At 55.1% G+C, this 26,613-nt stretch carries 28 protein-coding genes and 1 tRNA gene; 21 read left to right on the top strand and 8 right to left on the bottom strand.

Features of this window, described 5'->3' with window-relative positions; translation table 11 throughout:
- Nucleotides 1-62: 62 nt before the first annotated feature.
- Nucleotides 63-1,004, top strand: coding sequence for a ketopantoate reductase family protein (locus tag MLD04_RS12815; RefSeq protein ID WP_248158971.1), 942 nt, complete (start codon nt 63-65; stop codon nt 1,002-1,004).
- A gap of 124 nt (nt 1,005-1,128) precedes the next feature.
- Here MLD04_RS12815 and MLD04_RS12820 read toward each other — a convergent pair whose 3' ends face one another.
- A complete protein-coding gene (locus MLD04_RS12820; protein WP_248158972.1) occupies nt 1,129-2,889 on the bottom strand; it encodes a GGDEF domain-containing protein in 1,761 nt (586 codons plus the stop codon).
- A gap of 279 nt (nt 2,890-3,168) precedes the next feature.
- The gene (locus tag MLD04_RS12825; RefSeq protein ID WP_248158974.1) at nt 3,169-4,053 is read right to left on the bottom strand and encodes a complex I NDUFA9 subunit family protein; all 885 of its coding nucleotides are present in this window, start codon (nt 4,051-4,053) and stop codon (nt 3,169-3,171) included.
- A gap of 394 nt (nt 4,054-4,447) precedes the next feature.
- On the opposite strand from MLD04_RS12825, the gene MLD04_RS12830 reads away from it, so the two are divergent.
- The 5 genes from MLD04_RS12830 (at nt 4,448) to MLD04_RS12850 (ending at nt 8,098) form a co-directional block, all read left to right on the top strand.
- The gene (locus tag MLD04_RS12830) at nt 4,448-4,918 is read left to right on the top strand and encodes a GNAT family N-acetyltransferase (RefSeq protein ID WP_248158976.1); all 471 of its coding nucleotides are present in this window, start codon (nt 4,448-4,450) and stop codon (nt 4,916-4,918) included.
- Between the two features lie 90 nt (nt 4,919-5,008).
- Complete coding sequence (locus tag MLD04_RS12835; protein ID WP_248158977.1) at nt 5,009-5,407, top strand: GFA family protein; 399 nt, start codon at nt 5,009-5,011, stop codon at nt 5,405-5,407.
- Between the two features lie 81 nt (nt 5,408-5,488).
- Entirely contained in the window at nt 5,489-5,989 is a 501-nt protein-coding gene (locus tag MLD04_RS12840) for a pyridoxamine 5'-phosphate oxidase family protein (protein WP_248158980.1), read from the top strand.
- A gap of 997 nt (nt 5,990-6,986) precedes the next feature.
- A complete protein-coding gene (locus MLD04_RS12845) occupies nt 6,987-7,613 on the top strand; it encodes a DJ-1/PfpI family protein (RefSeq protein WP_248158982.1) in 627 nt (208 codons plus the stop codon).
- Between the two features lie 209 nt (nt 7,614-7,822).
- Complete coding sequence (locus MLD04_RS12850; RefSeq protein ID WP_282451913.1) at nt 7,823-8,098, top strand: GNAT family N-acetyltransferase; 276 nt, start codon at nt 7,823-7,825, stop codon at nt 8,096-8,098.
- Nucleotides 8,099-8,239: 141 nt separating this feature from the next.
- On the opposite strand, the gene MLD04_RS12855 is transcribed toward MLD04_RS12850, so the two are convergent.
- The 4 genes from MLD04_RS12855 to MLD04_RS12870 all read right to left on the bottom strand — a co-directional run bounded on the left by MLD04_RS12855 (nt 8,240) and on the right by MLD04_RS12870 (nt 12,403).
- A complete protein-coding gene (locus MLD04_RS12855; protein ID WP_248158983.1) occupies nt 8,240-9,151 on the bottom strand; it encodes a helix-turn-helix domain-containing protein in 912 nt (303 codons plus the stop codon).
- A gap of 32 nt (nt 9,152-9,183) precedes the next feature.
- Entirely contained in the window at nt 9,184-10,362 is a 1,179-nt protein-coding gene (locus MLD04_RS12860) for an aminotransferase-like domain-containing protein (protein WP_248158984.1), read from the bottom strand.
- Nucleotides 10,363-10,541: 179 nt separating this feature from the next.
- Entirely contained in the window at nt 10,542-11,666 is a 1,125-nt protein-coding gene (locus MLD04_RS12865) for a radical SAM family protein (RefSeq protein ID WP_248158985.1), read from the bottom strand.
- Complete coding sequence (locus MLD04_RS12870) at nt 11,663-12,403, bottom strand: Phenylacetic acid catabolic protein (RefSeq protein ID WP_248158986.1); 741 nt, start codon at nt 12,401-12,403, stop codon at nt 11,663-11,665. Before MLD04_RS12870 ends, MLD04_RS12865 begins: the two co-directional genes overlap by 4 nt.
- Before the next feature lie 293 nt (nt 12,404-12,696).
- On the opposite strand from MLD04_RS12870, the gene MLD04_RS12875 reads away from it, so the two are divergent.
- The 6 genes from MLD04_RS12875 (at nt 12,697) to MLD04_RS12900 (ending at nt 16,420) form a co-directional block, all read left to right on the top strand.
- A complete protein-coding gene (locus MLD04_RS12875) occupies nt 12,697-13,098 on the top strand; it encodes a GFA family protein (RefSeq protein WP_248158987.1) in 402 nt (133 codons plus the stop codon).
- A 100-nt stretch (nt 13,099-13,198) separates the two neighbouring features.
- Nucleotides 13,199-13,876, top strand: coding sequence for a class I SAM-dependent methyltransferase (locus MLD04_RS12880; RefSeq protein ID WP_248158990.1), 678 nt, complete (start codon nt 13,199-13,201; stop codon nt 13,874-13,876).
- A gap of 26 nt (nt 13,877-13,902) precedes the next feature.
- On the top strand, nt 13,903-14,427 hold the full coding sequence (locus tag MLD04_RS12885) for a hypothetical protein (protein ID WP_248158992.1): 525 nt from the start codon (nt 13,903-13,905) through the stop codon (nt 14,425-14,427).
- Between the two features lie 128 nt (nt 14,428-14,555).
- The gene (locus MLD04_RS12890) at nt 14,556-15,245 is read left to right on the top strand and encodes a DUF2268 domain-containing putative Zn-dependent protease (RefSeq protein ID WP_248158993.1); all 690 of its coding nucleotides are present in this window, start codon (nt 14,556-14,558) and stop codon (nt 15,243-15,245) included.
- Between the two features lie 46 nt (nt 15,246-15,291).
- Nucleotides 15,292-15,708: an aspartate/glutamate racemase family protein gene (locus tag MLD04_RS12895; protein WP_248158995.1), complete on the top strand. Its 417-nt coding sequence runs from the start codon at nt 15,292-15,294 to the stop codon at nt 15,706-15,708.
- A gap of 331 nt (nt 15,709-16,039) precedes the next feature.
- Nucleotides 16,040-16,420: a phosphopantetheine adenylyltransferase gene (locus tag MLD04_RS12900; protein ID WP_248158997.1), complete on the top strand. Its 381-nt coding sequence runs from the start codon at nt 16,040-16,042 to the stop codon at nt 16,418-16,420.
- 260 nt (nt 16,421-16,680) lie between these two features.
- On the opposite strand, the gene MLD04_RS12905 is transcribed toward MLD04_RS12900, so the two are convergent.
- Nucleotides 16,681-16,757: transfer RNA gene (locus MLD04_RS12905), tRNA-Arg, on the bottom strand.
- An 86-nt stretch (nt 16,758-16,843) separates the two neighbouring features.
- Nucleotides 16,844-17,389 (bottom strand): YaeQ family protein, encoded by a 546-nt coding sequence (locus tag MLD04_RS12910; RefSeq protein ID WP_248158999.1) that lies wholly within the window; start codon nt 17,387-17,389, stop codon nt 16,844-16,846.
- A gap of 91 nt (nt 17,390-17,480) precedes the next feature.
- Here MLD04_RS12910 and MLD04_RS12915 point away from each other — a divergent pair, with 91 nt between their 5' ends.
- From MLD04_RS12915 to pepQ, 9 genes are all read left to right on the top strand, one after another.
- On the top strand, nt 17,481-17,834 hold the full coding sequence (locus tag MLD04_RS12915) for a CidA/LrgA family protein (RefSeq protein ID WP_008940497.1): 354 nt from the start codon (nt 17,481-17,483) through the stop codon (nt 17,832-17,834).
- On the top strand, nt 17,827-18,549 hold the full coding sequence (locus MLD04_RS12920; RefSeq protein ID WP_008940498.1) for an LrgB family protein: 723 nt from the start codon (nt 17,827-17,829) through the stop codon (nt 18,547-18,549). The genes MLD04_RS12915 and MLD04_RS12920 overlap by 8 nt, the downstream gene beginning before the upstream one ends.
- A gap of 157 nt (nt 18,550-18,706) precedes the next feature.
- Entirely contained in the window at nt 18,707-20,269 is a 1,563-nt protein-coding gene (locus tag MLD04_RS12925; RefSeq protein ID WP_248159001.1) for an ABC transporter substrate-binding protein, read from the top strand.
- A gap of 77 nt (nt 20,270-20,346) precedes the next feature.
- Nucleotides 20,347-21,396, top strand: coding sequence for an ABC transporter permease (locus MLD04_RS12930; protein WP_248159004.1), 1,050 nt, complete (start codon nt 20,347-20,349; stop codon nt 21,394-21,396).
- Nucleotides 21,393-22,325 (top strand): ABC transporter permease, encoded by a 933-nt coding sequence (locus MLD04_RS12935; RefSeq protein ID WP_248159007.1) that lies wholly within the window; start codon nt 21,393-21,395, stop codon nt 22,323-22,325. The genes MLD04_RS12930 and MLD04_RS12935 overlap by 4 nt, the downstream gene beginning before the upstream one ends.
- Nucleotides 22,326-22,329: 4 nt before the next feature.
- Complete coding sequence (locus MLD04_RS12940) at nt 22,330-23,328, top strand: ABC transporter ATP-binding protein (protein WP_248159009.1); 999 nt, start codon at nt 22,330-22,332, stop codon at nt 23,326-23,328.
- Nucleotides 23,325-24,335 carry an ABC transporter ATP-binding protein gene (locus MLD04_RS12945; RefSeq protein ID WP_248159012.1) on the top strand — a complete coding sequence of 337 codons (1,011 nt, stop codon included), beginning with the start codon at nt 23,325-23,327 and terminating at the stop codon, nt 24,333-24,335. The genes MLD04_RS12940 and MLD04_RS12945 overlap by 4 nt, the downstream gene beginning before the upstream one ends.
- Before the next feature lie 70 nt (nt 24,336-24,405).
- On the top strand, nt 24,406-25,320 hold the full coding sequence (locus MLD04_RS12950) for a LysR family transcriptional regulator (protein WP_248159015.1): 915 nt from the start codon (nt 24,406-24,408) through the stop codon (nt 25,318-25,320).
- Complete coding sequence (gene pepQ / locus MLD04_RS12955; protein ID WP_248159017.1) at nt 25,313-26,605, top strand: Xaa-Pro dipeptidase; 1,293 nt, start codon at nt 25,313-25,315, stop codon at nt 26,603-26,605. Before MLD04_RS12950 ends, pepQ begins: the two co-directional genes overlap by 8 nt.
- Nucleotides 26,606-26,613 lie beyond the last annotated feature (8 nt).

Below are 26,613 nucleotides of genomic sequence, written 5' to 3' on the forward strand. Positions count from 1 at the left end.
CGGTGCTCCTTTCTGCTAGTATTTCGAATCTCCTCACAGTTGGACTTCGGAAAGAGGTGCCAGTGTCTTCCCTTAATATTCTCATGATCGGCGCCGGTGGAATCGGCGGATATTATGCTGCGAGACTGGCCGAACACGGTCACCGCGTGGTGCTGACGGCTCGTGGCCGACACCTTGAAGCGTTGCAGGCTTCGGGGCTGCAAGTGGATTACGAAGGCCGCTTGATCAACTGTCCTGCGCCGGCGCTCGACCATGCCACCTTGATTCAGACCTACCACCCGGACGACTTCGACCTGGTTGTCATTACCCTGAAATCCACTGCCACGGAACCGGTTCTGGACGAGCTGGGGGATTGGCTTTCACGAGGGTCCGTGCCGGTGTTGTCCCTGCAGAATGGCGTCGACAACGAACCACTGATTGCCGGCAGGCTTGGAGAGAGCCGGGTCCTGGGAGGATTGGCCGTGCGAATCGGTGGCCATATCACGGAGCCGGGAAAGGTGTTTGCCGAGGGGGTCGCCCAGATTGTGATGGGGGCCTGGCCGAAAGCCTCCGATGCGGACGATGCCCGGTTGCCCCTGCTTCGGCGGCTGGAGTCCGCCTTCAACGACACCGGCATTCCGACCACCGTCACGCCCGATATCCGCTATGAACTCTGGCGCAAACTGGTGATTAACAACGGAGTGAACCCACTGTCGGCGCTGACCGGTCTGGACACCCGAAGCCTCACCCACCACCCGGAATTTGGCAAGGTGGTCTACGGCATGATGGCGGAAACGGTTGAGGCCTCCAAAGCAGATGGTGTGAACCTGACGCGTCGGGATCTGGACGAGATGTTCGAGCTGATTCGCAGTTTCAATGCCATCAAGACCTCCATGTTGGTGGACAAGGAAAAAGGCCGGCCGCTGGAACTGGACAGCATCGCTGGTGCCGTATTGAAACGCTGTGAAGCGCTGGGCATTGAGGCCCCTTATACCTTTCTTGTGAACGCCCTGTTGCGCCAGTGACGAGAGCGGCCGACTGGTCAGACCACACCCGGTAACTGTTTCGAATGGGGTTTTGATACGTTGGTGTCAAAGTGTCACTTTCTACGAAGAGCCATGTCTGAGGTCGGGGCCTATCAGTAACGGCCTATCTGCGTTTGTCGATAAAAAGACTGTTGCCCGTTTCTTTCTTCGCCTGTTTTTTGAGCTCCGTCAGCGTGTCTGCCAGATCAAGGTTGGACTTGTTGTGGTCTGGCCGTACCGGGTGGAGTGCCATGGAAACGGAGATAAAGGGAAAGAACCGGAGATTGCCCTGGCGATCGGAAACCTGAATGCCGCCCTCCCTTTGATGATCTTTCGTGTAGAACGCCGGTGCGATATGGGCAAAGCGGCTCAGTATGTCGTGGCAGACGGCTTCGCTACGGCGCGTTTCCATATCCAGGAGGACTATGAAGTCGTCCCCGCCGATGTGACCGACAAAGCCCGATTCCCGGCATAACTCGCTGAGAATGCGGGCCAGGGCCAGTATGATCTGATCGCCATTCGCGTAACCGTAAACGTCGTTATAGGCTTTGAAGTTGTCCAGGTCACAGTACACCGCACAGAACGGCGAGTTCGACTCCAGACGTTCTGTGATCGCCTGATGGATCGCCTCGTTTCCGGGCAGTCCGGTCAAGGGGTTGGCCTGCCGGGCATAGGTCACCTGCAGCGCGGTAATTTCCCGGAGCAGGTCGATGATGTTCCCCGTTCCCAGGTAATGACCGGATCGATCGACAATAACGAAGTCTTCGACTTCGGCCTCCGATGTTTCCGTCACCAGAGCGCTGAGCTGCTCCAGCGGGGTGCTCTCTTCCACCACCAGGGCATTCCTGTCCATCAGTGATCCAACAACCTGACGGGAATACAGTGCGTGACTGAACGGGTTGGCAAAACGCCCCAGCATGTCCCTCTGGCGCAGGATTCCGACGGGAACGCTGTCGTCGTTGATGACGGTGACACAGCGAAGGTTCGGGGTGGCCTCAAAACGCTCAAGCACAGACAGTACAGGCGCCTGTTCATTGACTGGAGCTATTTGCCTGCATAGAAGCGCGGCGGTCTTTTTCAGCGGGCCGGAACTGCGTTCAGGGGAGAGGTGGTTGTGACGGGTGCTACGTGGGTTGCCTTTATAGAAGGGATGCCTGTCGGGCCTTGCGAAATAGTAGCCTTGCATCAGATCGCACTGCATATCCCGTAAACAGTGATACTCATCCGCAGACTCGATGCCTTCGGCGATGATGGTGCAGTCGACGTTCCTGGCGACTTTGATGATGGATTCGAGAAACTTCCGTTTCGACGGATGCTTGTGGATTTTCTTGATGAAATGCCGATCGATTTTCACGAACTCCGGTCGGAGTTCCACCCATTGCCGAAGATTCGAGTACTTGGCCCCCAGATCATCCAGGGCCACCTGCAGACCCATGGTCCGGTAGTGGGCAACCGCCGCCCGCATCAGGTCGTAATCCTCGACGGGCACATGCTCGGTCAGTTCGATCACCACCCGTTCCGGGGATAAACCCGCGCCGGCCAGAAATCCTGCAGTCAGACCCTCGCGAAAATTGGCGTCCAGCATCGATGCCGGCATGATATTGAGGAACAGCTTGCCGGCCAGGTCCTGCTCGCTAAAGGCCTCGATTGAGAGTTTCCGGCACAGGAAATCCAGTTCTGCCAGTCTTCCGGAGCTGGTGGCTGTCTCGAACAAATCGATCGGGGAGTGAAGCGGAGAATCTTCAGGCCCGCGAATCAGGGCTTCATAGCCAAAAATGGCCTGGGTGGTCCCATCGACGATGGGCTGGAACAGGGGAGTGAGGCTTTCATTCCGGATAATTCTGTCCAGTTCATCCAGCAGGGCGTCCTCACTCGGAGCAGTCATGCAATTGGCTACAGCAGGTTTCACTATTGGGAAGCTCTGATTCAAAGTGCATTTGCCATGAATTCAAGCGACAGTCGTACTCCCAGACCCTAAGTGTTCCGTTTAGTCAGTGTTCGTCCGTTTTGTTCTGAGTAGAGGTAAGCATTGGGGGCGTCTAATGGCTTACCCGGCTGCTTCTGTGCCTGAAGTGGAAGCGAAGCCCAGCATTTGCCCGGCTTCTTTGTGGAGAGACGATAATTCGTAAGTATGACTGTTTGGTGACATGTAACCCCCGGTCTTTCAACGACGGATAACATCCTGGAGGCTCAAGGGGTCTATGCCGAGATCCCGGAAGGTGCCACAGCCGAAGCCTGCTACGTTATCATTCTCCATCAGAATGACCTGGTCCCGGTTGAGTGGCGGTTCTGGAAGCAGGCTGAGCAAGGCCGCCAGTGCATGCCAGCAGCCGAAGGGGAGTGGAAGCTTGGCCCGGCTGGTCCCCTTGTGTTCAAGCATGAGATTAACGCACTCAAGGTACGTGTAGGTTTTACCCCCGCCCAATTCAAAGGTTTTACCTGCAGTTCCTGGCATTTCAATGCATCGGCGCACAGCCGCAGCAACATCCCCCGCATAGACGGGTTGCAGCCGCGTTGTGCCGCGACCAAAAAGTGGTATTACAGGAAGCTGAGTCACCATCTCCAGGGCGCTGACAAACCCGCCATGGCGATCACAGAGAGCGCTTGGACGAAGAATCGTAGTGTCCCCGAAGACCTTGCGCGCAGCCAACTCACCCCTGGCCCGGGCCCGGACGTATCTGGAAGCCGACTCGGTACTGGCGCCGATTCCGGAAATCAGTATCAGCCGGTCAACGCCCAGTTCCCGAGCACAGCGCGCGACGCTCTGTGCGCCCTCGACATGGATCTGATCAAACGTGAGTTTGCGAGTTTCGTTGTAGAGGGCGACCGCATTGATGATGGCTGTCGAGCCTTTCAATGCCCGGCTGAGTGACCGTTCATCCAGAATGTCACAGCCAACCCTCTCGACGCTTTCGGAGGCCGGGAAAGTGCCACGTTCCGGATGCCGGCAGGCGACCCGGACGGTGTATCCCGCCTCGACCAGCTCATTCACGATGAAGGAACCCAGGAATCCTGTCCCTCCCAGCACCGTCACCAATGGATCAGTCATCAGGCGCTCCCAGTGGTCAAATTGGGGTCATGCCACATGTGACTGTAGGAGATGCTGGAGGAGTTTGTCGAACGAAGGTGGCCTTTTGGTCGGCTTTTAAGTATCAGTGACGGAGCCAGTACAAAGCAGGGAGAGTTTGGAAATGTTGGAGGTAATAGGGTGGAGTTCAACTCAGGGGCACGAGAGCGAGGTTTTCTCAACATCTCCTTTTAAACAAAAGCGGACATTCGCCCGAATGAAAATTTTCAAAGCGCGAGTAGCGCTATGACGGCCGCAGACCCATAGATAACGCTTTGAAGGGTCGTTGTTATTGAGGATGTGAATCAGGTTTGGACGGGGAGGCGGCGTTGGAATTTAATAAGAATGCCAACTAATAGGCTGTGAGGAGATAGGGATGTCTGTAAGCATTGAGGTGGCCGAGACCACTGACCAGTTTGATGCAGGTGGCCGGTTGATTCGTGAGTATGCTGAGTTTCTCGGGCAGGATTTAGAGTTCCAGGGTTTTTCCAGCGAGTTGGCTTCGCTGCCAACGATGTACGGCCCACCCAAAGGAGCGCTACTGCTTGCCAAACTGAAGGATATTCATGTTGGTGCTGTCGGTCTTAGAGAGTTTGAGCCCGGCATTGCTGAAATGAAGCGAATGTATGTCATTCCGGATTACCATGGCATGGGGGTGGGCAAGGCGCTGACCGAAGCGTTCTTTGGTCGAGCAAAGGAAATGGGTTATGGCTTGGTGCGGCTAGACACTATTCGTGAGCTTGATAAGGCATTGCGCCTTTACAGCGATTACGGCTTTAAGGAAATTGAGCCTTACCGATTCAATCCACACCCGGAAGCCGTGTTCATGGAGTATAAAATCCCCTGACAATCGGCTGCACGGCGACTGATTTTAAGCCACTTTTCGGCTCCAAACCGGCGTACGAAACCGGGCGTTATCACACAAGGAGGTGCTTCAATGAAGCAAAGAGGTAGTTGTCTCTGCGGGCGCATTCAATACGAAATCAGCGGTCCGCTTACCGATGTTTTGAACTGTCACTGTTCAATGTGCCGAAAGCTTCATGCCTCGGCCTTCAGAACTCGCGCTAAAGTGCGGTCTTCTGATTGGCACACTGTGAAAGGTCAGGAGCTGCTCAAGTTTTACGAATCTTCTCCGGGTGAGCATAAAGGCTTCTGCTCAAACTGTGGCTCCAGCCTCTATACCTGGTTCGATGCAGCACCTGAGATTTATGGTTTCCCACTCGGAACACTTGATACCGCCCCAGAGGTAAAAGCAGGGCGCCATGTATTCGTAGGCAGCAAGGCCCCTTGGTTCGAGATTACGGATGATCTGCCTCAGCATGCAGAGTATGACTGAGGCAGCAATAAAAAGCCGCGTAAGGCGGTCGTCCCTGACGAGCCGCGGCTTCGCTTCGCGTTATGCACAAATGGAGACTTTATGAATCTCAAGGATGATTGGAAGAAGGTGAAGTCAGTTCTAGAGCAGGGCCAGGCTTCTACGGTTTACTGCTCGATTGCAACGGTTAACCCTGACGGCACACCCCACATCACTCCAGTTGGCACTGTTTTCCTTCGGGCTGATCAGAGCGGATACTTTTTTGATCATTACGCCGAGGCTTTGGGTAATAACATCGATCAGAACCCGAATGTTTGCATTATGGCAGTCAACGCCGGTCGATTCTTTTGGCTAAGGTCTCTTCTAAAAGGCCGTTTCGTTGCTCCACCGGGCGTGAGGCTTTACGGCAAGGTCGGACCAATACGCGAAGCCACGTCCGAAGAGATCGAGAAGATAGAAAAACGGGTTAAGCCATCTCAGTGGATGAAGGGGGCGAGGTTACTTTGGAGTGATTTCACCCATGTTCGAGACATTGAATTTACCCATTACAAGCCGATCACCTACCCAGTGATGATGGATGGAATGTGGCCGGGGCATGCATAACCAAGTGGTCAACGGGATGCCAACTACGCTGCGCTTTGTTGCCGCCCATTACCACCGGCATTAATTGCATGGAGGGAACCTCTGCATATTCGAGAAGTAACGGAGGACGACATCCGCGATATTTGTAAGCTCCCGAAAACCAAGAAGAGCTTTTTTACTGCTTCCCGAGGGCAGCTATCTAGTCAACCATATGCTCACCTTGGGGTTCGAAAAGCATCGCGCGGAGGCGATTTCAGTGTCGTGCTTTAATCAAAACATGGCAGGTCTGCTCTTTTACCCGAACCTTGGTTTCCGGCCTTACGACATTGAGCAACGTGTCGATTACAACGGCGATCGAGTGGCACTGATTCACCTGAGGATGGAGAGACATGCAGTTTAACCCCGTATGAGCCCTCTCGGAATCAATCGGCAATAGTGATTTTCTGGCGGCGCCAGCGGCCAACCCAAACCCGTGAGGCAGAACGCCTGCCCCATCTGCCTTGTGGGCCTGTCAGGTACTCACAGGAAGCACATATAAGGGCCCTTTACCGTGGCTTTTGACTCCGCTTCACGCTGGCTGGCGTTAGGGCCTATAGGGAGATAGTGGCATGACAAGGCAGATTATCGGAAGCGTGTGTATGGCGGTTGTCCTCGTTATAGCTTCTTTGCTTGTGCCGACAAAGATTGATGGTAGATCTGAAATGGGCAACGTTCCTCACGGCCTCCCCCTTCCGTTTGTATGGCAGAGCGTAGAAAAACTAGACCCGCCTTCGTTTCCGCGCTCCTATGCTGTCATGCTTCCCCAGGAATATCCGACATGGGTATCATTTGCTAACCTATCTTTGAATATTGTGTTAGTTGGGGGCCTAGTATTCGCTGCGTTACAAGTATTCAGGCGGTGGAGGCCGGAACGCAATGCCGCATGAAATCAGGCGTTCTAATCAGTACCTAACGTGACCGCACAAGTGGTACAAGATTAGGACGGTTCATCCAGGCGTTAACTGCTCAAGGAGCGGGCATGAACTTTGGTATCTTGGTGTTTGATGGCGTGGAGGAGCTCGACTTCGTTGGGCCATGGGAGATCCTCAAAATTTGGTCCAAAATTGCCGACGGCCCTGGAAATTGCTTCATCGTTGGTGAATCACAAACTGCTATTAGTTGTGCTCGTGGTTTGTCTGTTAATCCTCAGATTTCTTTCGAAGACTGTCCGAAGCTTGACTACCTGTTAGTTCCAGGAGGCCAAGGAACAAGGAAGGAAGTTCAAAATCGGGTTTTGTTGGAGTTTGTCGAGAGCCAGGCACGACATTGCCAGGCCGTGCTATCCGTATGCACCGGTGCCTTTATTCTTCACGCAGCCGGGTTATTGGCCGATAAAAAGGCAACAACGCATTGGGCCTCGCTTGGTCGTCTAAGGGCTTTAGGCAACGTGGAAGTGATGGAAGAACGCTTTGTCAGGGACGGCAATATATGGACGTCTGCGGGCGTATCAGCTGGAATTGACCTTATGCTTGCTTTTATAGTGAGTATCGCTGGAGACGAAGTAGCGGGACAGGTGCAATTCAACTCTGAGTATTATCCCGTCGCAACTAATTATGGTGGGTTCGAGCTGCATCCGGACGCACCGGCGTACCTAAAGCACAGTTAACCAGTAGGTGAAGCCGACCGGTACTACGCTGCGCTTCGTCCCAGCGGCTTACCCCGGCGTTATAAATAAGGGAGGAGCCAACTATGGAGTGGCGCAAGGACGATTACCTAATCACTGACGATAATTCCAAGGTGCAACTGGATATAGTCCACCGCTTGCTTTCGGCAACCTATTGGGGTGACCGCCGCCCCCGAGAAGCCGTCGAGCGCATGATTGGTGGCTCCATCTGCTTCAGTCTTTACCGTGGTGCCATGCAAATTGGTTTTGGGCGTGCAGTAACCGATGGCGCTACGTTTACTTGGGTCGCGGATATTGTGGTTGAGCCAGATTTTCGGGGCTTTGGCTTGGGGCAGTGGCTCATGGAGTGCTTGATGCCAATCGAACCTTTATTTCGGCTCAACAGGATCGGTTGTTGGCCAGGCTTACGCGCGCCAATGCACAACTTGAGGTGCTTGCGGAGTTCAGTGGTGTGTGGTCGTCGGTGATTCATCAGAAGCTTTTAATAGAGCAGTCGTCCGGCTCTTAAGCGTTGGTGTGCAGTTTGGCGGGTACACGTACAGTGTGACCCTGACCCCACGGTTACTCATTACTTTGTCTCTGTGAATCACTCGATCCCCACAAAGATTTCACATGAGGAAGATTGGTCGTTTCTCAAATTCTCTACGATAGTTCGATGGGGTTTGTCCGGTAAACTTCTTGAATTGTTTTGAAAAGTTGGAGGCGTCTGAGAAGCCAGAAGAAAGTGCAATTTCTAAAATGGAGTATTCGTTGCTCTGGAGTAACTGACTTGCATATTCTATTCGCTTTCTTAATATATAAACGTGAGGTGAATCGCCGGTTGCGGATTTGAATACACGACAAAAATAAAAAGGACTTAAAGCTACTTGCTGAGCTAAATCATCTACAAAGATTCGATAGGAAAGATTCGCTTCGATATATTCATCGATCCAGCGAACTTGCCTATTTGTCAAGGTTGACCTGGTGGCGTTATCGGTTCTCACTCTCCTTGTGTTTTCGCAGATGATCTGTGCCGCCAACGCTTTACCATAAAATTCGGCAAACATTGGACCATGCGGGTTGCCGTCTCGGATTTCATTGTCGATTGCCAGAGCGGTTTCCAGAAGCAAGCTGTTTTGTTTGAAAAACAGAGGATGACCGTGGAAGCGGCTAACGCCCATTTCTTCCGCCACGCTTGAAACGAGTTTCTCTGGGATGGTCATCAACAGTAGCTTACCCAATGGCGATGTATAACTGACCTGGTGGGGGCAGTTGTGGGGCAGATACACTGCAGAGCCCCTGTTTTGCGATTCTTTTCGGACAGTACCATCTACGCGTCGGTTAGCCTGAGCGGCCGAATTGAGCTTTACCATTAAGTAATGACCGGTCAAAGCATGTTCAATGGTTTCAAAATGATCTTTTTCTACCCGCTCGAAAAAGATGCTCTGCCATCCATACTCACGGCTTCCCCTGCCATCGTTGTTGGCGAGAAGTTGTTGTCGATCGTCTTCATGTTGGAAGTTGAATTGTTTCAGGCCCATAAAAACTCCGTTTAAAATGGTCGGTGTTTTCGCTACCCTTGAGTTTCGCGTTGTTCCGTCCGCTGGATCGCAATCGCAAGCCGCTTAACAGCTTCGTCCGCCAGGGAGGGCGTGATCGTTGAGAACGAAAGGCGAACCGAACTTAAGTCAGGTGTTTCACTATAAAAATATTTCCCCGGAACGAACATCACGCTCTGGCTGAGAGCTTGCTGAAGAACGAGTGATGCGTCCAGTCCGTTTGCAAATCGGCCCCAAAGGAACATCCCACCGTCGGGCACGTTGAGTTCGAGGGCGTCTGGCAAATCTTCCGAAATAGCTTTTATCAGCGCATCGCGCCGGCATTTGTAGGCCTTTTTAAGAAGTTGAAGTCGACCATCAAGGCGGCCGCTTTTCAGATAATAACCTGCAATATATTGCGATAGCGTACTACTGTGAAGATCCATAGATTGCTTGGCGCGGCATAGCGAGTGAAAACAGCTCTCCGGGGGAATACACCAACCCAAGCGTAATCCGGGGGCTACAGTTTTTGAAAAAGACGAAATGTAGATAACCCGGTTTTTCGAGTTAAATGACTGTTCGGCTATTTCAAAGAGTGACGCAACATGCTCTCCGTCGTATCGAAGATCTCCGTATGGGTCGTCTTCAACTATCATAATGTCATGACGGATAGCAAACTCAACAAGTTTTGTCCTTTCGGGAAGTCGCAGGGTTGTGCCGGTTGGATTACTGAAGTTGGGAACAAGGTACATCAGCTTAATACGGTTATTGGCAACCAATGATTCCAATCGTGTGAAATCAATGCCGTACTGATCACCTTGGAATACTAATGTCTTCGCTCCTGCCATATTGAAAACCTGTAATGCGGCCAGATAGGTTGGCTCTTCAACCAACACACTATCACCCTCATCAAGAAAGGCTCTGGCTACAATGTCGAGCGCCTGCTGCGAACCGCTTGTAACTAGAATATGGTCGGGTTCCGCGCTGATTCCCTGCGCTACCATGCGGGAGGCAATTTCTTCCCTTAAGAACAATTCTCCTTCGGTCAGTCCATATTGATAGGTGGCATTTCTTGCACTTTCAACAGCTCGGAAAGTGGCCGCTTCAAGCCCTTCGGTATCTATGAGATCTGGTGCGGGTATTCCTCCCGCCAGTGAGATCATACCAGGGATTTTGGAATGCCTGAGCAGATCCCTTATCGCGGAACTGCTCATTGTCTGCATTCGACGAGAAAGAATGCTCTCGGAGGAGCTTGATGATCGACGGCTCATTTCAGATCCATTTGTTTTTCCAAAAGCATCTTCTGGCGTGTAGGTAACCCTTGAGCGGCTAAGATAATACCTGGCCGACAGCCCTGCTAGGTGCTCTACAGGGCCCCCTTCGGAGCGTAAAGTTAACTGGTAGCAATTAGGCGATTGTTGATGCTGGTGTCTGTGACCTGGCAATACGGTGACCAGATGAACTGGCTCCAATATGCCTCGGCTACTTCTATCCAGGTTTTTAGTGATTCTTCACTCCCTAGAGATGCTTTCAGGCCAGTAAGAAGCCAGCTATAAACTGCCTGACTGTCGCGGCAATCGCTACAGTGGCCGGAAGTGCAACAAACCTCAAGAGTTTCCAGGTCTGGTTTGTAAGTGTTAAAGCCCGGAAGTATGGGGTTTCCGTTTGATTTGCGTGAAACGTTATCCGGGTGATCGCTGCTTATGCTTGGGCATACTTCGTAGCTAAACGTTCCCAGCCAGGAGTTGCCCGTTACTATTGCTTTGATATGCTCCGGGTGGTTGGTGATCGTTTTAGGATATTTGGCTTTCAGATTGCTTAGGAGCTCAAGCAATCGTCGCTCATTATCAGGTTTTAAAGGATGATTGCTGTCGTATTTGCTATAGAAATTGAATGTCAGACGATTTCCGTTATCTCTGATCTTCTTAAAGGTATCCTCAATATATTCAATCCCATCTTCGGTAACTGCATATACGAAAGTAGCCCTCGGGTCGTTTCTGTAGTTGGCAAGCGCTGAATCGAAAAGACCCGTGAATGCCTTGCCATTAGGCTTTATAGCTCTGAGATCATCATCAAGCGGTCCTCCGCCGAATAGTGAAATGAACACAGTGGCATTGGTGAAGGGGGCGCTGAATGGCAGCTTTATTAACCCATTGGTCGAGATAGCCAGAGTGTCCATGTGTATTGCAAATTCAGCTATTCTCTCTTCGAAAAGAGTAGGCTCACCACCAATCAGGAGTGCCGAGTTCACACCTCCTTCACTTTCCCGCTTTATGAAATCTCGCCAGTCAGCTATGTCTGTCTTCTCCCTCGCGCCTTTATCGTGACCATATTCGAAGAACCAGCAGCCTTTACATCGAATGTTACAGGCATTGGTGAGATGGTATTCTGATGATCGGATGCTTGATGAGAAGCCCTTTACTAACTCGAAACGAGTAATCCAATCTTCTTGATTAGCGAGTAATTCAAGCGCTTTTCCGGTGGCCCTCGTGCGGTAGTGATCGGCTGTGTAGTTCATGCGCTAACTCCTGTCCCATGATGAGGCACTGTGAGACCAAGGGCCGCGAGTTTCGGGATCGTTTTCTTCTTGAAATTTTCTCTCAGTTCTCCGTTGAGGGTTTTTCTAAAACCCCACTTTACATATGCCCGCGAACGTTGGGATTTCTCATGTCCGAAAAGACCTAATATATGGGGCCACAGCCTATCGAGTGCCTGTTGTGCCTGTGCACGGCTTTCGTTATGTGAGCTGGCTTCACGAATGATTCTGAATCCATGGGCAACATGCACATGTTCATCCCGAATGATTTGATCTTCGAATATTGTCGCAAATGGCTTATAGCTGCAGTCCTTAAACTCAAGAAGGTGTTCTAAAACTACGGATTCTCCCAGGAAAGAGAAAATACCGCGCTCCATCCAGTTTCTGACTCCCGTAACAAGCTCATTTGAGTAGTAAGGCCTCTCCGTGAAGTGCTGAGAAAGCATGTGATGGGTATCAATATTTATGTCGGAGAGAACTTTTGCTGTTAGCTCGAAGTGCTGTATTTCCTCAGCGGCCCGCTCGCAACAAATTAGTTTTTCATATGCATTTGGCGCCATCTTATAGAAAACCTGTGTGTAATCGTCGGCTCCGGTCAGTTCACCTTCCGCATGTACCAGCATCAGGTGGCTTGCAAGTGATCGATACTCTTCAGGCATTTTGAAGAATTCATCCGGAGTACTTACTTCATGGCGCCCAACTTCTACCGTCTCTGTCATCGGTTCTCTCCTTGAGTCTTTGGTAACTATTTCGCGGTGTTATAAATGGTAGGGCCGGATGAAAGTGCTTGTCTTGGTTCAGATTGCGAAATTTGTGTTACTTTGCTCCTTGTTGGCCGCTGGCGTGATAGAAGCGGTATGGCATTTAACCATGTTACCAACCGCTTTAACCGATGGGACGTGTCCAATTTATTGGGGGAAGTCCACACCAAACGCTAACCGCATCGGTTCCCACCGCTGGCGCTCCGGCACGCCGCAAAGCCAAGCGTTCAATGTACAGAAGGAGATCCCCTATGGGGCTGAAGGGAAGCTGTTTGTGTGGCGAGATAAGTTACGAGATCGACTCTGTGGATATGCCGATTGTGCATTGTCATTGTCAGACTTGTCGTAAAGCCCATGCGGCCCCATTTGCCGCCACTGCGGGAGTAAAGCGCGAGAACTTCCGTTGGCTCAGCGGCATAAATTCTATTTCTACGTTCGAATCATCTCCTGGCAAATCGCGCCATTTTTGCAAACGCTGTGGTACTCATTTGGTCGCCGAGAGGCCTGCGCAGCCACACGTAATTGTTCGGGTGGCCACTCTGGACGATGATCCCGGTTTGAAGCCAGAGGCCCATATCTGGGTTTCGCACGACGTGCCATGGCTTGAGTCCGATAGAGTGTGTAAGCATAAGGAATGGCGCGACGAAATTTAACAAATCAATCAAGTTCATTCCCGGCCTGGCAACCGTCCACCGGAGGCCCCTATCGGGTCGTCGCTTATTTTGGCGTCATACAGACTAAGGAGAGTCGATTTTGGATTTAGCTAATGCAGTACCGTGGGGGCGATCGCTAAAGGAATACCAAGCGATGTTTGGGCTATCGGATGATGACCTGAACAAGAAAATCCTAGGTTGCGGTGATGGCCCCGCAAGCTTCAATGTAGAGGCAACAGAGCGTGGGTGCCAAGTTGTTTCCTGTGATCCGGTTTACCAGTTTCAAGTCGACGAAATACGTCGTCGTATTGATGAAGTTTACCCTGAAATCATGACTAAGATGCGGCAGGACGCAGACAAGTATATTTGGAGGTCACTGAGTAGCGTCGAGCATCTTGGCGAGGTCCGTATGAATGCCATGTCGGGGTTCCTGGCCGACTTTGATGCCGGTTGTCAGCAAGGGCGGTATGTATCAGCGTCTTTGCCATCGTTACCTTTTTCCGACTTCGAGTTCGATTTGGCACTCTGCTCCCACTATCTTTTTCTCTACAGTGACCATGTGGATAGGGCAAATCACCTCGCATCAATACGAGAACTATGCAGAGTGGCGCCGGAAGTCCGTGTCTTTCCTGTTGTATCCTTAGACGGAGAAGTTTCGAAGCACCTAGATCAGGTAATGACCGCATTATCGGCCGATGGGGTTGATGTCTCATTGCAGCCTGTTAGTTACCGGTTTCAAAAAGGTGCTACTGAGATGTTGGTGGCAAAGCCCGTATAACGTTAGCCATCACAGAAGGAGAGGATGTGGCAGGGATTCAATGGGGTTCTGTAGCTGATTGGGTGTCAGGTATTGGCTCTTTGTCGGCTGCTGTTGTTGCTCTTTATGTTGCGCTGTCGGCTCGTCGAATTAGGCTACAGGGGTATTGTGGTGAACGGATCATAGTTGGCCCAGGTCAGCCAAAGGTCGATGTTTTTTCGATCTCAGTTACGAACATTTCGCAGCGTCCCACGGTTATCACAAACATTGGCTTTACCTTTGGCATCTGGCGCAGGAAAAAGCATGGCATCATCACATTCATGCCGTATCAGTATGGCCACGGCATCCCAAATGCCCTGTCAGATGGAGAAACAGGAAACTGGAACGTGCCGCTTGGCGAGGACAGGAGGTGGCTCGTGGACATCGCTAAGCAATTTTCAGTTTCCCGGTTTTCAGTTTTTACGTGGCGTGTTCAGGTTCACACGTCTAACGGCGGAACGACCACGCTACGTCCAGAAAAGAATATCCGTCAGTCACTACTAACTTGTGCGCAGCAGTCAGCGAAAGGCTAACAAGTGCATAATATTCGTTCCGGCCCTGAAGGGCCTCCACCGGGCAGCCTTTTCTCCGTCTGACTCCGCAAAGGCCGCCGCTGAATTTTTGCGTTGGGCTGACGGGTGCTCACGGGAAGGAGCTATGAATGATCGTTCCTCTATTCCTTGATACAAATGATTGTCGGCATTTCTCAAAGGATGCTCGCCGCGCCATCGGAGAGGTATGTGCCGATGCTGAACCAGAGATACGCTCTCTTCTTGTAGACTTACCAGAGAATATTGAATTGGCCTGTCAAACGGGTCCCTTCGTTATCCCGGAAACGGGTGAGATGGGCGCGGCAATAGCACCAAACCGCATAGGATGGACAGTAGATGATAGGCTGCCGGAGGGCGTCGCTACCATCGTCCGCACCCAATTACGTTTCACGTTGTTCCACGAACTCCACCACTTGGTAAGAGGGTGGGTCATGTATGGCGGGGCAGCCCCCAACTCCTTTATAGATGGGGTTGTGAGTGAGGGCCTTGCGACCGTGTTTGAGCGTGATTTTGGCGGCCGCGAGGCACCTTGGGGAGAATATCCTGAAGACGTCGAGGATTGGGTAGCTGAACTGCTAGAACTTCCAGTTTCTGCCCCTTACAACCAATGGATGTTTCAACACCCCGATGGGCGGCGTTGGATTGGATATCGAGCGGGAACGTACATTGCGGATCAGGCAATCCTTGCTTCCGGTTATTCAGCCACTGACTTGGTTCACGTCGCTACCGACGAGATATTGATGATGTCTGGAATTCGCTTGGATAAGCCCAACAATGCCATTCACTCGACAAGCGCGTGAATGGCTGTCGTTATTTGTAGGAAGTACACATCACAAGGAGGTCTCTATGCACATTGGACTGATCGGCGGTATCGGACCGGCCGCAACCGAGTTGTATTATCGCAACTTGGTGAAAGCCGATCAGGCATCAGGCCGTGATAAGCCCATGGAGCTGACGATTTGCCATGCCCAAGCGAGCGATTTGATACGCAACATTCAGGCTGGCGATGTCGATGCGCAGGTCAGAATTTTTGAAGTACTGGCTCATCGTTTGAACGCGGCTGGTGCCGAGGCATTGGCAGTGACGTCAATAGCTGGACATTTCTGCATTTCAGAGCTGGAGAAAGTGTCACCGATTCCCATCATTGATGCCTTGGCCGGATTGGAAAATGTACTGCTCGAAAACGGCCATACCAAGGTTGGGGTGCTCGGAAATAAGGTTGTTATGGAAACACGACTTTTTGATAGCTTTCGGGAAATTTAAATTGTTGTTCCGCCTAGCAAGAGCCTAGACGACGCTCACGAAGCCTACATGAGCATCGCCGTTTGAGGGGCTGTTAGCGAAGGTCAAAGAAATACAATCTTCCAGGCAGGGAAGAAAATGTGTGAGGATCAGGGCGCTCAAACTGTAGTGCTTGCAGGCACAGATCTCTTCATCGCCTTCGATGGATACGAGTGTGGTTTCGATTACGTTGATAGCGCCTTAGTCCACATTGACGCTATTCATCGTGCTTCCCTGCAAACAAGCAGATAACACGGTAATACACGCGACAAGCGCGTGATTGCGGCGCTAAATTCAAAGAAGGGAGACAAACATGGAGAAGGTTGTCACAGGCCTGCTAATGCTTGTAGGTATCATTCATCTCTTGCCGGTTTCCGGAGTTCTAGGCGCGGATCGCCTTGCCGCCCTGTATGGTATTTCCCTATGTGAGCCCAACATCGAAATTTTGATGCGCCATCGGGCCATTCTGTTTGGGCTTCTTGGCCTGTTTCTGGTCTATGCGGCGTTCCAGCCATCACTGCAAACACTGGCCATCGTCGCGGGTCTCGTCAGTGTTGTGTCCTTCATCTCTATTGCGTGGTCTGTTGGCGAATACAATGAGTCTGTCCGTAAGGTCGTCATCGCGGACATTATTGCCACGGTTGCGCTCGTTGCTGCGGGGGCAATCCGTGTTGTCAGTCGCAACCAAATTTAACTGGGTGCAGCAGTACGTGGTTTTCCGCTAGCGCTCCAAACCAACCCGTTACGCGGGCGTTTTATTCCCAAATCTGAATGTTCGCTTTGCGACCGAAGCTGTCCATATTCGCATTCATCCGTGAGTAGTGTTCAAGGCATTGAATGCAGTGCAAAGGTCAAACTGAGGGCGCTCGCAATTCAGGCTCCAAAACTTTGGACACAATTTGGGCACAGCCAAATAAAAAAGGCCTGCATTTTCACGCAAGCCTTTGAAAAATATGGCCCGCCCGATAGGATTCGAACCTATGACCTTTGCCTCCGGAGGGCAACGCTCTATCCAGCTGAGCTACGGGCGGAACGAAAGTCAGCAGTGGTGTGCTGATTTCGAGTGCGCAATCTTACGTGCGACGAAGCTGTCTGTCCAGCCCCTTTGGCGCGTTGATTAGTTATCCAGGGGGCAGGGCTCCAGTCTCAGGGTGACCAGGTGCTTTTCATTGCTGACGGTCACCTCGCCATCCTGAATGGTGACTTGAACGTTCATGGTTCTCTCGGCCAAATCAGCCAGCGCTTCCGTGCCTTCCGGCGGTAGATTCACGATGGTCAGGTTCCGGTGTCGGGCCAGCTTGTTGTGGTGCTTCTCCCACCACACAGGCACGGCCCGTCCGCCGTAGGTATAGATAATCACCTGCTCCGCCCGGTTGCACGCCTTGCGGACCCGATCCTCGTCCGGCAGCCCCAGCTCGATCCAGAGTTCGACGTCCCCCGTCAGTGTTTTTTCCCAGAGTTCCGGTTCGTCATCGGTGCTCAGACCACGGGTGAATTCCAGCGCCTCGCTGGCGTTCAGGGCGAAGGCCAGCAGGCGAATCATCATGCGCTCGTCCGTTTCGGACGGATGCCGGGCGATGGTGAGGTGGTGGTCGGCGTAGTAATGCCGGTCCATGTCCGCGATTTGCAGCGTCGCTTTGAAAATCGTCGCCTTGAGCGCCATACAGGGTCCCGAGTGCAGTCCGGTTGGTGAAAACAGCGTGGAATGCGCTAGTGTAAAGCAATTCCGATTCGGTGGTGCAGGCGATAGATCGATGTTGCGCGGATTTCTGGTACTGGTTCTGTTTTTTCTGCTGGGTGAGGCGTTGCAGAAAGTGTTCCTCATCCCGGTCAGCGGTGGCGTGCTGGGCATGATGCTGATGACGCTGACACTTATGTTCAAGGGTGGAATCAGTGACGACCTTGCGTCAGCGAGCCAGGGACTGATCTCTGTTCTGGTGCTCCTGATCATGCCGGGCGTGGTGGGGGTATTCTTTACCGCCGACCAGTTTGCCGGACAATGGCTGGCCGTCGCCGCGGCGCTGCTCGGGGGCACCTTCCTGAGTGTGCTTTCCACCTTGTGGCTGATGAGTCGGGTGGTCAGGCTCGGGGGTGGCAAGGGTGAATGACTGGTACAGCCGCCTGCTGTCTCTGCCCGAGACGCTCTCTGCCAGCCCGGCACTGGCCATTGGTCTGACGTTCGGGGCGTTCTTTGCCGGCAACGCGGTGTTCCGGCGTATCGGCCGTCCCCTGTGGCTGCCGCCGGTGGTGTTGTCCGCGGTGCTGCTTGCGGCGGTCGTTGCCCTGCTGGGCATGGATTACAAGGCCTATCAGCAGGGCGCCCACTGGCTGACGGTGCTCCTGGGGCCGGCCACCGTGGCCCTGGGGATACCCCTGTATCAGCAGATGCACCACATTCGTGCGCTGTGGCGCCCGATTCTGGTGACCCTTCCGATTGCCGCGACCCTGGCGGCGGTGTACGCCCTGGTCATTGCGTGGAGTCTGGGCGCCACACCGGAAGTGCTGGCGTCCCTGGCCCCGAAGTCTGTCACTGCGCCCATTGCCATCGGCATCACCCAGCAACTGGGTGGATCGGTGCCGTTGATGATGGGCGGGTTGCTGATCACCGGCGTGGTGGCCACGCTGTTTGTGGACCTGGCTGCACGCTGGCTGGCGATCTCCGACGATCGAATCCTCGGATTTGCGCTGGGTCTGAACGGTCATGCAGTCGGCACCGCGCGAGCCTTTGAAATCAGCCCCACGGCGGGCGCGTTTGCCTCGCTGGGAATGGGGCTCACCGGCGTCTTTACCGCTCTGATTCTGCCCCTCGTTTTTCACCTCTGAACGCCGCCCCAAACCAGGTCATTCACCTGGCGAATAACGGCATGTCGCAATTTCGATTGCCGTAAGGGTTTCCCGAGACTAGCTTGTTGCCCAGGCATTCGGCGTGCATCTGCGCCGATGTTGCAATAAAAATTCTGAATCTGCGACGGAAAACGCGATGAAAAAATTACTGACAGCTTTTGTTGGTTCCCTGGCGCTGATCACTGCACCCCTGGCCGTGTCTGCCGAGGCGACCAAGGAACTGAAAATGGCGTACGACGCCGACCCCGTAACCCTTGATATCCATGAACAGCTGTCCGGCGGAACGCTGCAGCTTTCCCATATGGCCTTTGATCCGCTGCTGCGCTGGACCAAGGATCTCGATTTCGAACCGCGCCTGGCCAAGAGCTGGGAGCGCATCGACGACAACACCATGCGGTTCACCTTGCGCAAGGGTGTGAAATTTCACACCGGCAACGAACTGACCAGTAAGGACGTCAAGTTCACCTTCGACCGGCTAAAGAAGAGTCAGGACTTCAAGGCGATCTTCAAGCCGATCAGCGAGCTCAAGGTGATCGATGACTACACCTTCGACCTGATCACCAGCGAGCCGTACCCGCTGCTGCTGAACACCGCCACCTACATCTTCCCGCTGGACAGCAAGTTCTACTCCGGTAAGACCGAGGACGGCAAGGACAAGAGTGCCATCACCAAGCACGGCAACTCCTTCGCTTCCCAGCACCTGTCCGGCACCGGCCCCTACACCGTGGTTGAACGCCAGCAGGGTGTGCGGATGGTCTTCAAGCGCTTCAAGGACTACTGGGACACCGATTCTCCGGGTAACGTCGACAAGATCGTGCTGACGCCGATCAAGGAGAACAACACCCGTGTTTCGGCCCTGCTCTCCGGTGGCGTGGACTTCATTGCGCCGGTGCCGCCGACCGATCTGGACCGCATCAAGCGGGATCCGGACACCAATCTGGTGACCATGAGCGGTACCCGGATCATCCTGCTGACCATGAACGAAGAGCGGGTTGAAGCCTTCAAGAACCCGAAGGTACGCCAGGCGATCGCCTACGCCGTCAACCAGGAAGGCATTGCCGCCAAGATCATGAAAGGCTTTGCCACGCCGGCTGCCCAGCTCTCGCCCAAGGGTTACCAGGGCCATAACGATTCCCTGAAGCCGCGTTATGACGTGGCCAAGGCCAAGGAGCTGATGAAGGAGGCCGGTTACGAAGACGGCTTTACCATCACCATGATGGCGCCGAACAACCGCTACGTGAATGACGACAAGATCGCCCAGGCGGTGGCTGCCATGCTGGCCCGGATCAACATCAAGGTGGATCTGAAAACCCTGCCGAAGGCCCAGTACTGGCCGGAATACGATGACCGCGCAGCGGACATCATGATGATCGGCTGGCACGCCGATACCGAAGACTCCGCCAATTTCTACGAGTTCCTGACCATGTGTCCGAACAAGGAAACCGGCGCGGGACAGTACAACGCGGGCAACTACTGCAACCCGGAAATCGATGCGATGGTCGAGAAGGCCAACGTCGAGACCGACCTGGACAAGCGCGCTGCGCTGCTGCAGGAAGTCGAGAAGCGTCTGTATGACGACGCCGCCTTCATCCCGCTGCACTGGCAGGATCTGGCCTGGGCTGCGAAGAAGGACGTGCACATTGAGCCGGTGCTCAACGTCATGAACTTCCCGTACCTGGGTGACCTGGTTGTGGAGTAATCGCCTTTAATGGCCGGCCGGCTCGGGAGTGATCCGGAGCCGGCTTTTTGTTTGCAAGCTTTATCCGGACGATTTCCATGTTAGCGTTTTTGGTTCAGCGGATTTCCCAGGCCTTGCTGGTCATGTTCGTGATCAGTGTCATCGCCTTTGCCATTCAGGATGGGCTGGGTGACCCGCTTCAACAGATGGTGGGTATGTCGGTGTCCCAGCAGGAACGGGATGCCATTCGGGAAGACCTCGGGCTCAACGATCCCCTGCCGGTTCAGTATCTCAGGTTTGCCGGCAACGCCATTCAGGGCGATCTGGGCGATTCCTATTTCTACAGTAAACCCACCCTCGATGTGATCCTGGAGCATCTGCCGGCCACGTTGGAGCTGGTGATCGGTGCCAGCCTGATCATTATCGTGTTTTCGGTCCCCATCGGGGTCTATTCGGCCATCCGGCCCCAGGCCTGGCTGTCCAAATTTTTCATGGGCGTGAGTACCGTGGGCATTTCCATACCGGTGTTCCTAACGGCCATCGTATTGATCCAGCTGTTCTCCATCGGCGTGACGGTGGACTGGTTCCCGTCCGACACCGGCTGGGGGCAGTGGCTCAACGGGGCTCTGTCCACCGACGGGGGGCTGCCGTCCTACGGTCGGGGTGAGGAGCTGACCCACCTGTTCGGCACCTGGGAATCCGGGTTTTTCTCCAGCGGTGGGCTGATGCACCTGATCCTGCCGGCGGTCTCCCTGGCCTCGATCATGTTGCCTCTGTTTATCCGGCTGATCCGCGCCGAAATGATGGAAGTGCTGCAGAGCGACTACATCCGTTACGCACGTGCGAAGGGCCTCAGCGCCGGTCGCATCAATTTCCTGCATGCCCTCAAGAACACCATGCTGCCGGTGATCACCGTGGGCGGGGTCCAGATCGGCATCATGGTGGCCTACACCATCCTGACAGAGACCGTTTTCCAGTGGCCCGGCGTGGGGCTGATGTTCCTGGAAGCGATCACCCGCAGCGACATCCCGCTGATCGTGGCCTACCTGATGGTGGTGGGGCTGATCTTCGTCATTACCAATACCGTGGTCGACCTGGTCTATGGCCTGGTGAACCCGACGGTGAAACTGACAGGTAAAAAAGCATGACAACGGCAACGGTTTCCCGCTGGGACCGCTTCCGCGAGTCCTTCTTCTGGTACAGCTTCAAGCGCGACAAGGTGGCAATTCTCAGCTCCCTGGTGCTGTTGCTGATGGTGCTGGCGGCGATTTTCGCGCCCTGGCTGGCACCGACGGATCCCTACGATCTGGCCCAGATCAACATCATGGACTCTGAGCTGCCGCCGGTGGGCCTGGACGGCGCCGATGCAGCCTTCCCGCTGGGCACCGATGCCCAGGGCCGGGATCTTCTGTCCACGATTCTTTATGGCACCCGGGTGTCGCTGCTGATCGGTTTCGGGGCGGTACTGCTCCAGGGCGCGCTGGGCATTCTGTTCGGTCTTCTCGCCGGGTACCTCGGCGGCAAGGTGGATGCCGTCTTGATGCGCATCGCCGATGTCCAGCTGTCGTTCTCCACCCTGATGGTCGCCATCATCGTGGGTGCGGTGTTCAAGGCCAGTTTCGGCAACCTGATGTTCGGGGAGATTGCCATCTACATGCTGATCTTCATCATTGGTGTCGCCGAGTGGCCCCAGATTGCACGGACGGTTCGCGCCTCGGTGCTGGCGGAGAAAAAGAAGGAGTACGTGGACGCGGCGAAGGTGATGGGATTCGGCACCGGGCGGATCATGTTCCGGCACATCCTGCCCAATACCCTGTCGCCCATCTTCGTGATCGCCACGGTGCAGATCGCCAACGCGATTATTTCCGAGGCGGCCCTGTCCTTCCTGGGGCTGGGGATGCCGGAAACCCAGCCGTCGCTCGGCTCTCTGATCAAATCCGGTTTTGACTACATCCAGAGCGGCTCCTGGTGGATCACCCTGATCCCGGGCCTGGTGCTGGTGGTGCTCGTGCTGGTCATCAACCTGTTGGGTGACTGGTTGCGGGATGTGATGAACCCACGGCTGTACAAGGGGTAACACCATGGCACTGTTGGAAGTTAACAATCTCGATGTCCGCTTCGCCGTGCGCGGTGGTGATCTCAAGGCCCTGCGCGGCATCAGCTTCAGCCTGGACAAAGGCGAGCGGCTGGGCCTGGTGGGGGAGTCCGGTGCCGGCAAGTCTGTTGCTGCCTTCTCCATTCTCAACCTGATCGCCAAGCCTGGCTACATTGCCGGCGGACAGATCCTTTTCGAGGGCAGGGACCTGGCCGCCATGAGCGAACGGGAGCTGCGGGGAATCCGCGGTAACCGCATCGCGATGATCTTTCAGGACCCGATGATGACCCTGAACCCGGTGCTCACCATTGGCACCCAGATGGTCGAAGCCATCCAGGCACACCGGAAGATCAGCAAGAAAGAAGCGCGAAAAATTGCTCTCGACCGGCTGCAGAAAGTGCAGATTCCATCCCCGGAAAAACGCCTGGATCAATACCCTCACGAGCTGTCGGGGGGCATGCGCCAGCGGGTGATCATCGCCATCGCCCTGCTGCTGGATCCGGAGATCATCATTGCCGATGAGCCGACCACCGCACTGGATGTGACCATCCAGGCGGAGATCATGGCGCTGCTGCTGGACCTGTGTGAGCAGGAAAACGTGGCCCTGATGCTGATTACCCACGACCTGGGCGTTGTCTCTCAGGTGACCCAGCGGATGCTGGTCATGTACTCCGGTCGCATCATCGAGCAGGGGCCGACCCGGGAAATCATCAACGACGCCCAGCACCCCTACACCCAGGGGCTGATCAACGCCTTGCCCCAGATGGGCGAGCCCGGCGAGCGGCTGTTCCAGATTCCCGGCTCCATGCCCTCGCTGAAAAATGTGCCGACGGGCTGCCCGTTCCACCCCCGCTGCCACTTCGCCACCGAACAGTGCAAGCAGGCGATGCCCGAATACGTTCGCTCGGGCAACGTAAATGTAGCCTGTTACGAAGTCGCCAACCTGATTGAGCAGGAGAAACGCATGCAGGAGGCCGAATCATGACCTCCCCCCTGGTAAGAATCCGTTCACTGGAAAAGCGGTTCGATCTGTCCGGCAGCCTGCTCGAGCAGCTCCGGTTCGAAAATGGCCGCTTCCGGCGCAAGCAGGAGGCCGTGCACGCGATCAACGGCGTCGACCTGGATGTCCAGAAGGGCGAAACCCTGTGCGTGGTGGGCGAGTCCGGCTGCGGTAAATCCACCGTTGCCCGGACCGTGATGGGGCTGCTGTCCCCCAGCGCTGGTGAGATCCATTACGACGGGGAGCGCATTGATCATCTCGACGGCAAGGCGGTCCAGCCATACCGGCGCAAGATGCAGATGATTTTCCAGAATCCCTATGCGTCCCTGAATCCCCGGATGACCATCCAGCAGACCCTGGAGGAGCCGATCCGGTTTCACTACCCACAGTGGTCGGCAACGGAAGTACGGGACAAGGTGCATGAGGTCATGCATTCGGTGGGCATCGATCCGGACTGGGGCAGTCGCTTTGGCCACGAGTTTTCCGGTGGTCAGCGCCAGCGCATTGCCATCGCCCGGGCGCTGGCGGTGGATCCGGAGTTCATCGTGGCAGACGAGCCGATCTCGGCGCTGGATGTGTCCATCCAGGCCCAGGTGCTGAACCTGTTGATGGACGCCCAGGAAAGCTGCAGCCTGACCTACCTGTTCATCACCCACGACCTGGCCGTGGTGGAACATTTCGGCACCCGGGTAGCGGTCATGTACCTGGGCCGGGTGTGCGAACTGGCGGACACCAAAACCCTGTTCGCCACGCCTCGCCATCCCTATACCCAGGCGCTGCTGTCGGCGATCCCGAGGCTGGAGGATGACCGGCCCAATCACATCCGGCTTCAGGGCGAGGTACCAACCCCGGTGCATCTGCCCTCAGGCTGTGTGTTCCATGGGCGGTGTCCCTATGCAAACGATCGCTGCCGGCAGGAAATCCCGCAACTGATCGCCACCGACGGTGGTGGTCAGGTGGCGTGTCACGCGGTGGAGGAAGGGCGGTTGTAACGGGTCGGCGCCAATGGGCTATGATGCCTGCAGTCGATCCTGAACACTCGAACCACCCCCAGGGGCACCCATGGAAGTACGCTGGCTTGAAGACTTCATGGCGCTTGCACGCACGCGCCACTTCTCACGTGCTGCCGAACAGCAGCACGTGAGTCAGCCGACGTTCAGCCGTCGGATCAAGCTGCTTGAAGAGTCCATGGGCACCACGCTGATCAACCGCCAGACTCTGCCGTTATCACTGACGCCGGCCGGCGAGGTGTTCCTGGAACTGTGTGAGCGGATTACCCGGGACGTCCGGGATACCCGGGAGCGCATCGCCGCACTGGAGGCGGAAGCCTCTGCCCGGATCAGCGTGGGGTCCACCCAGGGGCTGTTTTCGCACTTCTACCAGGGATGGGCCCGCGAGGCCGGCATTGCCGAACGTTTGCAGCTTAACCTGAAAGCCACCAGCTGGGTGGGCGAACAGTTTCTTGATGCCCTGGAGAATGGCGAGTGCGATCTCGTGCTGTGTTACTGGCACCCGGACCTGCCCTGGGGCGACCGGCTGAACCGGGACCGTTTTGACTGGTTGGTAGTGGCGCCGGAAGCTCTGGTGCCGGTGAGTGTGGCCGACGAGCGGGGCGAGCCGCGATTCCGGCTGCCCGGCACCGATGAGCAGCCGGTGCCGCTGATCGCCTACCACAACCGGGGGTTCCTGCAGTCCGCCATCGAGGCGCACATGGCCCGCCAGGCGTCGTCGGTCAATCTGTTGCCGCTGAATGAGAATACCCAATCGGCCAGCATCAAGGCCCTCGTCAAGCAGGGATTCGGGATGGGCTGGCTGCCCCAGCGCATGACCGAGAAAAGTGAACATTTCGGAAGCCTGGTCCGTGCCGGCGATGAACGCTGGGACGTGCCGCTGGAAATACGCCTGATCCGTCTCAGGGACGTGCGCTCGGACGATCTTCTGACCCTCTGGAACCAAGTGGAACGCCATCATGCCTGAAACCTCCCTCCTGTCGCTGCAGCTCGATCACCTGAGCGAACTCCAGAGCCGCTATGAGGTGGCCATGGCCGAGCAGGGGTATGACAGCCTGCTGATTGCCTCTGGCGCGGCGCCGTACCGGTATGGCGATGATCAGGCCTGGCACTTCCAGGGCTATGGGCCGTTCCTCCACTGGACAGGCCTCACCGGATGGGAGCATTGCTGGCTCTGGCTTCGCCCGGGTTGCCGCCCGGTTGTCTGGTTGTATGAACCGGTGGATTTCTGGCATGCGAACCCCACACTGCCCGAGGAACCCTGGCAACAGGCTTTTGACATCCGTTCGCGGGCGGATGCTGGCGCACCAGCACTGGAAAATCCCAGTCGACTGGCGGTTATCGGGGATCCTGATGAGCTTGGCGATATCTCTGGTGACCATAATCCTGCCGCGCTTTTACGGGCGTTGGATGAAACCCGGGTGCACAAAACCGCCTATGAAATCGCCTGCTTGGCCGAAGCCAACAAGCAGGCGCTGGTGGGTCATCAGGCTGCCCGGGATGCCTTTGTCGAAGGGGAGAGCGAATTCGGAATCAGCCTGGCCTATCAGCAGGCCACCCGGCAGCGGGAGGCGGACGCGCCCTATCACAGCATCATCGGCCTGAACGAACACGCCGGTACCCTGCATTATCAGTATTACGACACACGGCCAACTGGCCGGCCCCGCAGCCTGCTGATCGATGCTGGCGTCCGCTATCGGGGTTACTGTTCGGACATCACCCGCACCACCGCCGGGCCGGGTGAATCCCGCTTTGCAGCACTGGTGCATGCCATGGAAACCTTGCAGCAGCGCCTGTGCGGTATGGTGGCGCCCGGTGTCGACTACGTGGACATCCATCGCAAGGCGCATCAGGGTGTGGCAGCTTTGCTGTCCGCCTCTGGCCTGGTCACCGGGCTGGACGATTCGGCCATGGTTGAGCAGGGGATAACCCGGGCGTTCTTCCCCCATGGCATTGGCCATTTCCTGGGCGTTCAGGTTCACGATGTAGCCGGTAAACCCACGCCACCACCGGACGACGCCCCCTTCCTGCGCCTGAATCGCCGGCTGGAGTCCGGAATGGTACTTACCATTGAACCTGGCCTCTACTTCATTCCCTCGCTGTTGGACCCGCTATTGGCAAGCCCTCTCGGCAGGCATCTGGATGCGGGGTTACTGGCCGAACTGCGCGGCTGTGGCGGCATCCGGATCGAGGATAATCTTGCGGTGACCGAATCCGGCGCGCAGAACCTGACCCGGAACGGGGCTGTCTAGGGCCGTTC

Origin of the sequence: Marinobacter koreensis (assembly GCF_023156285.1) — a bacterium.
GTDB classification, from domain to species: domain Bacteria; phylum Pseudomonadota; class Gammaproteobacteria; order Pseudomonadales; family Oleiphilaceae; genus Marinobacter; species Marinobacter koreensis.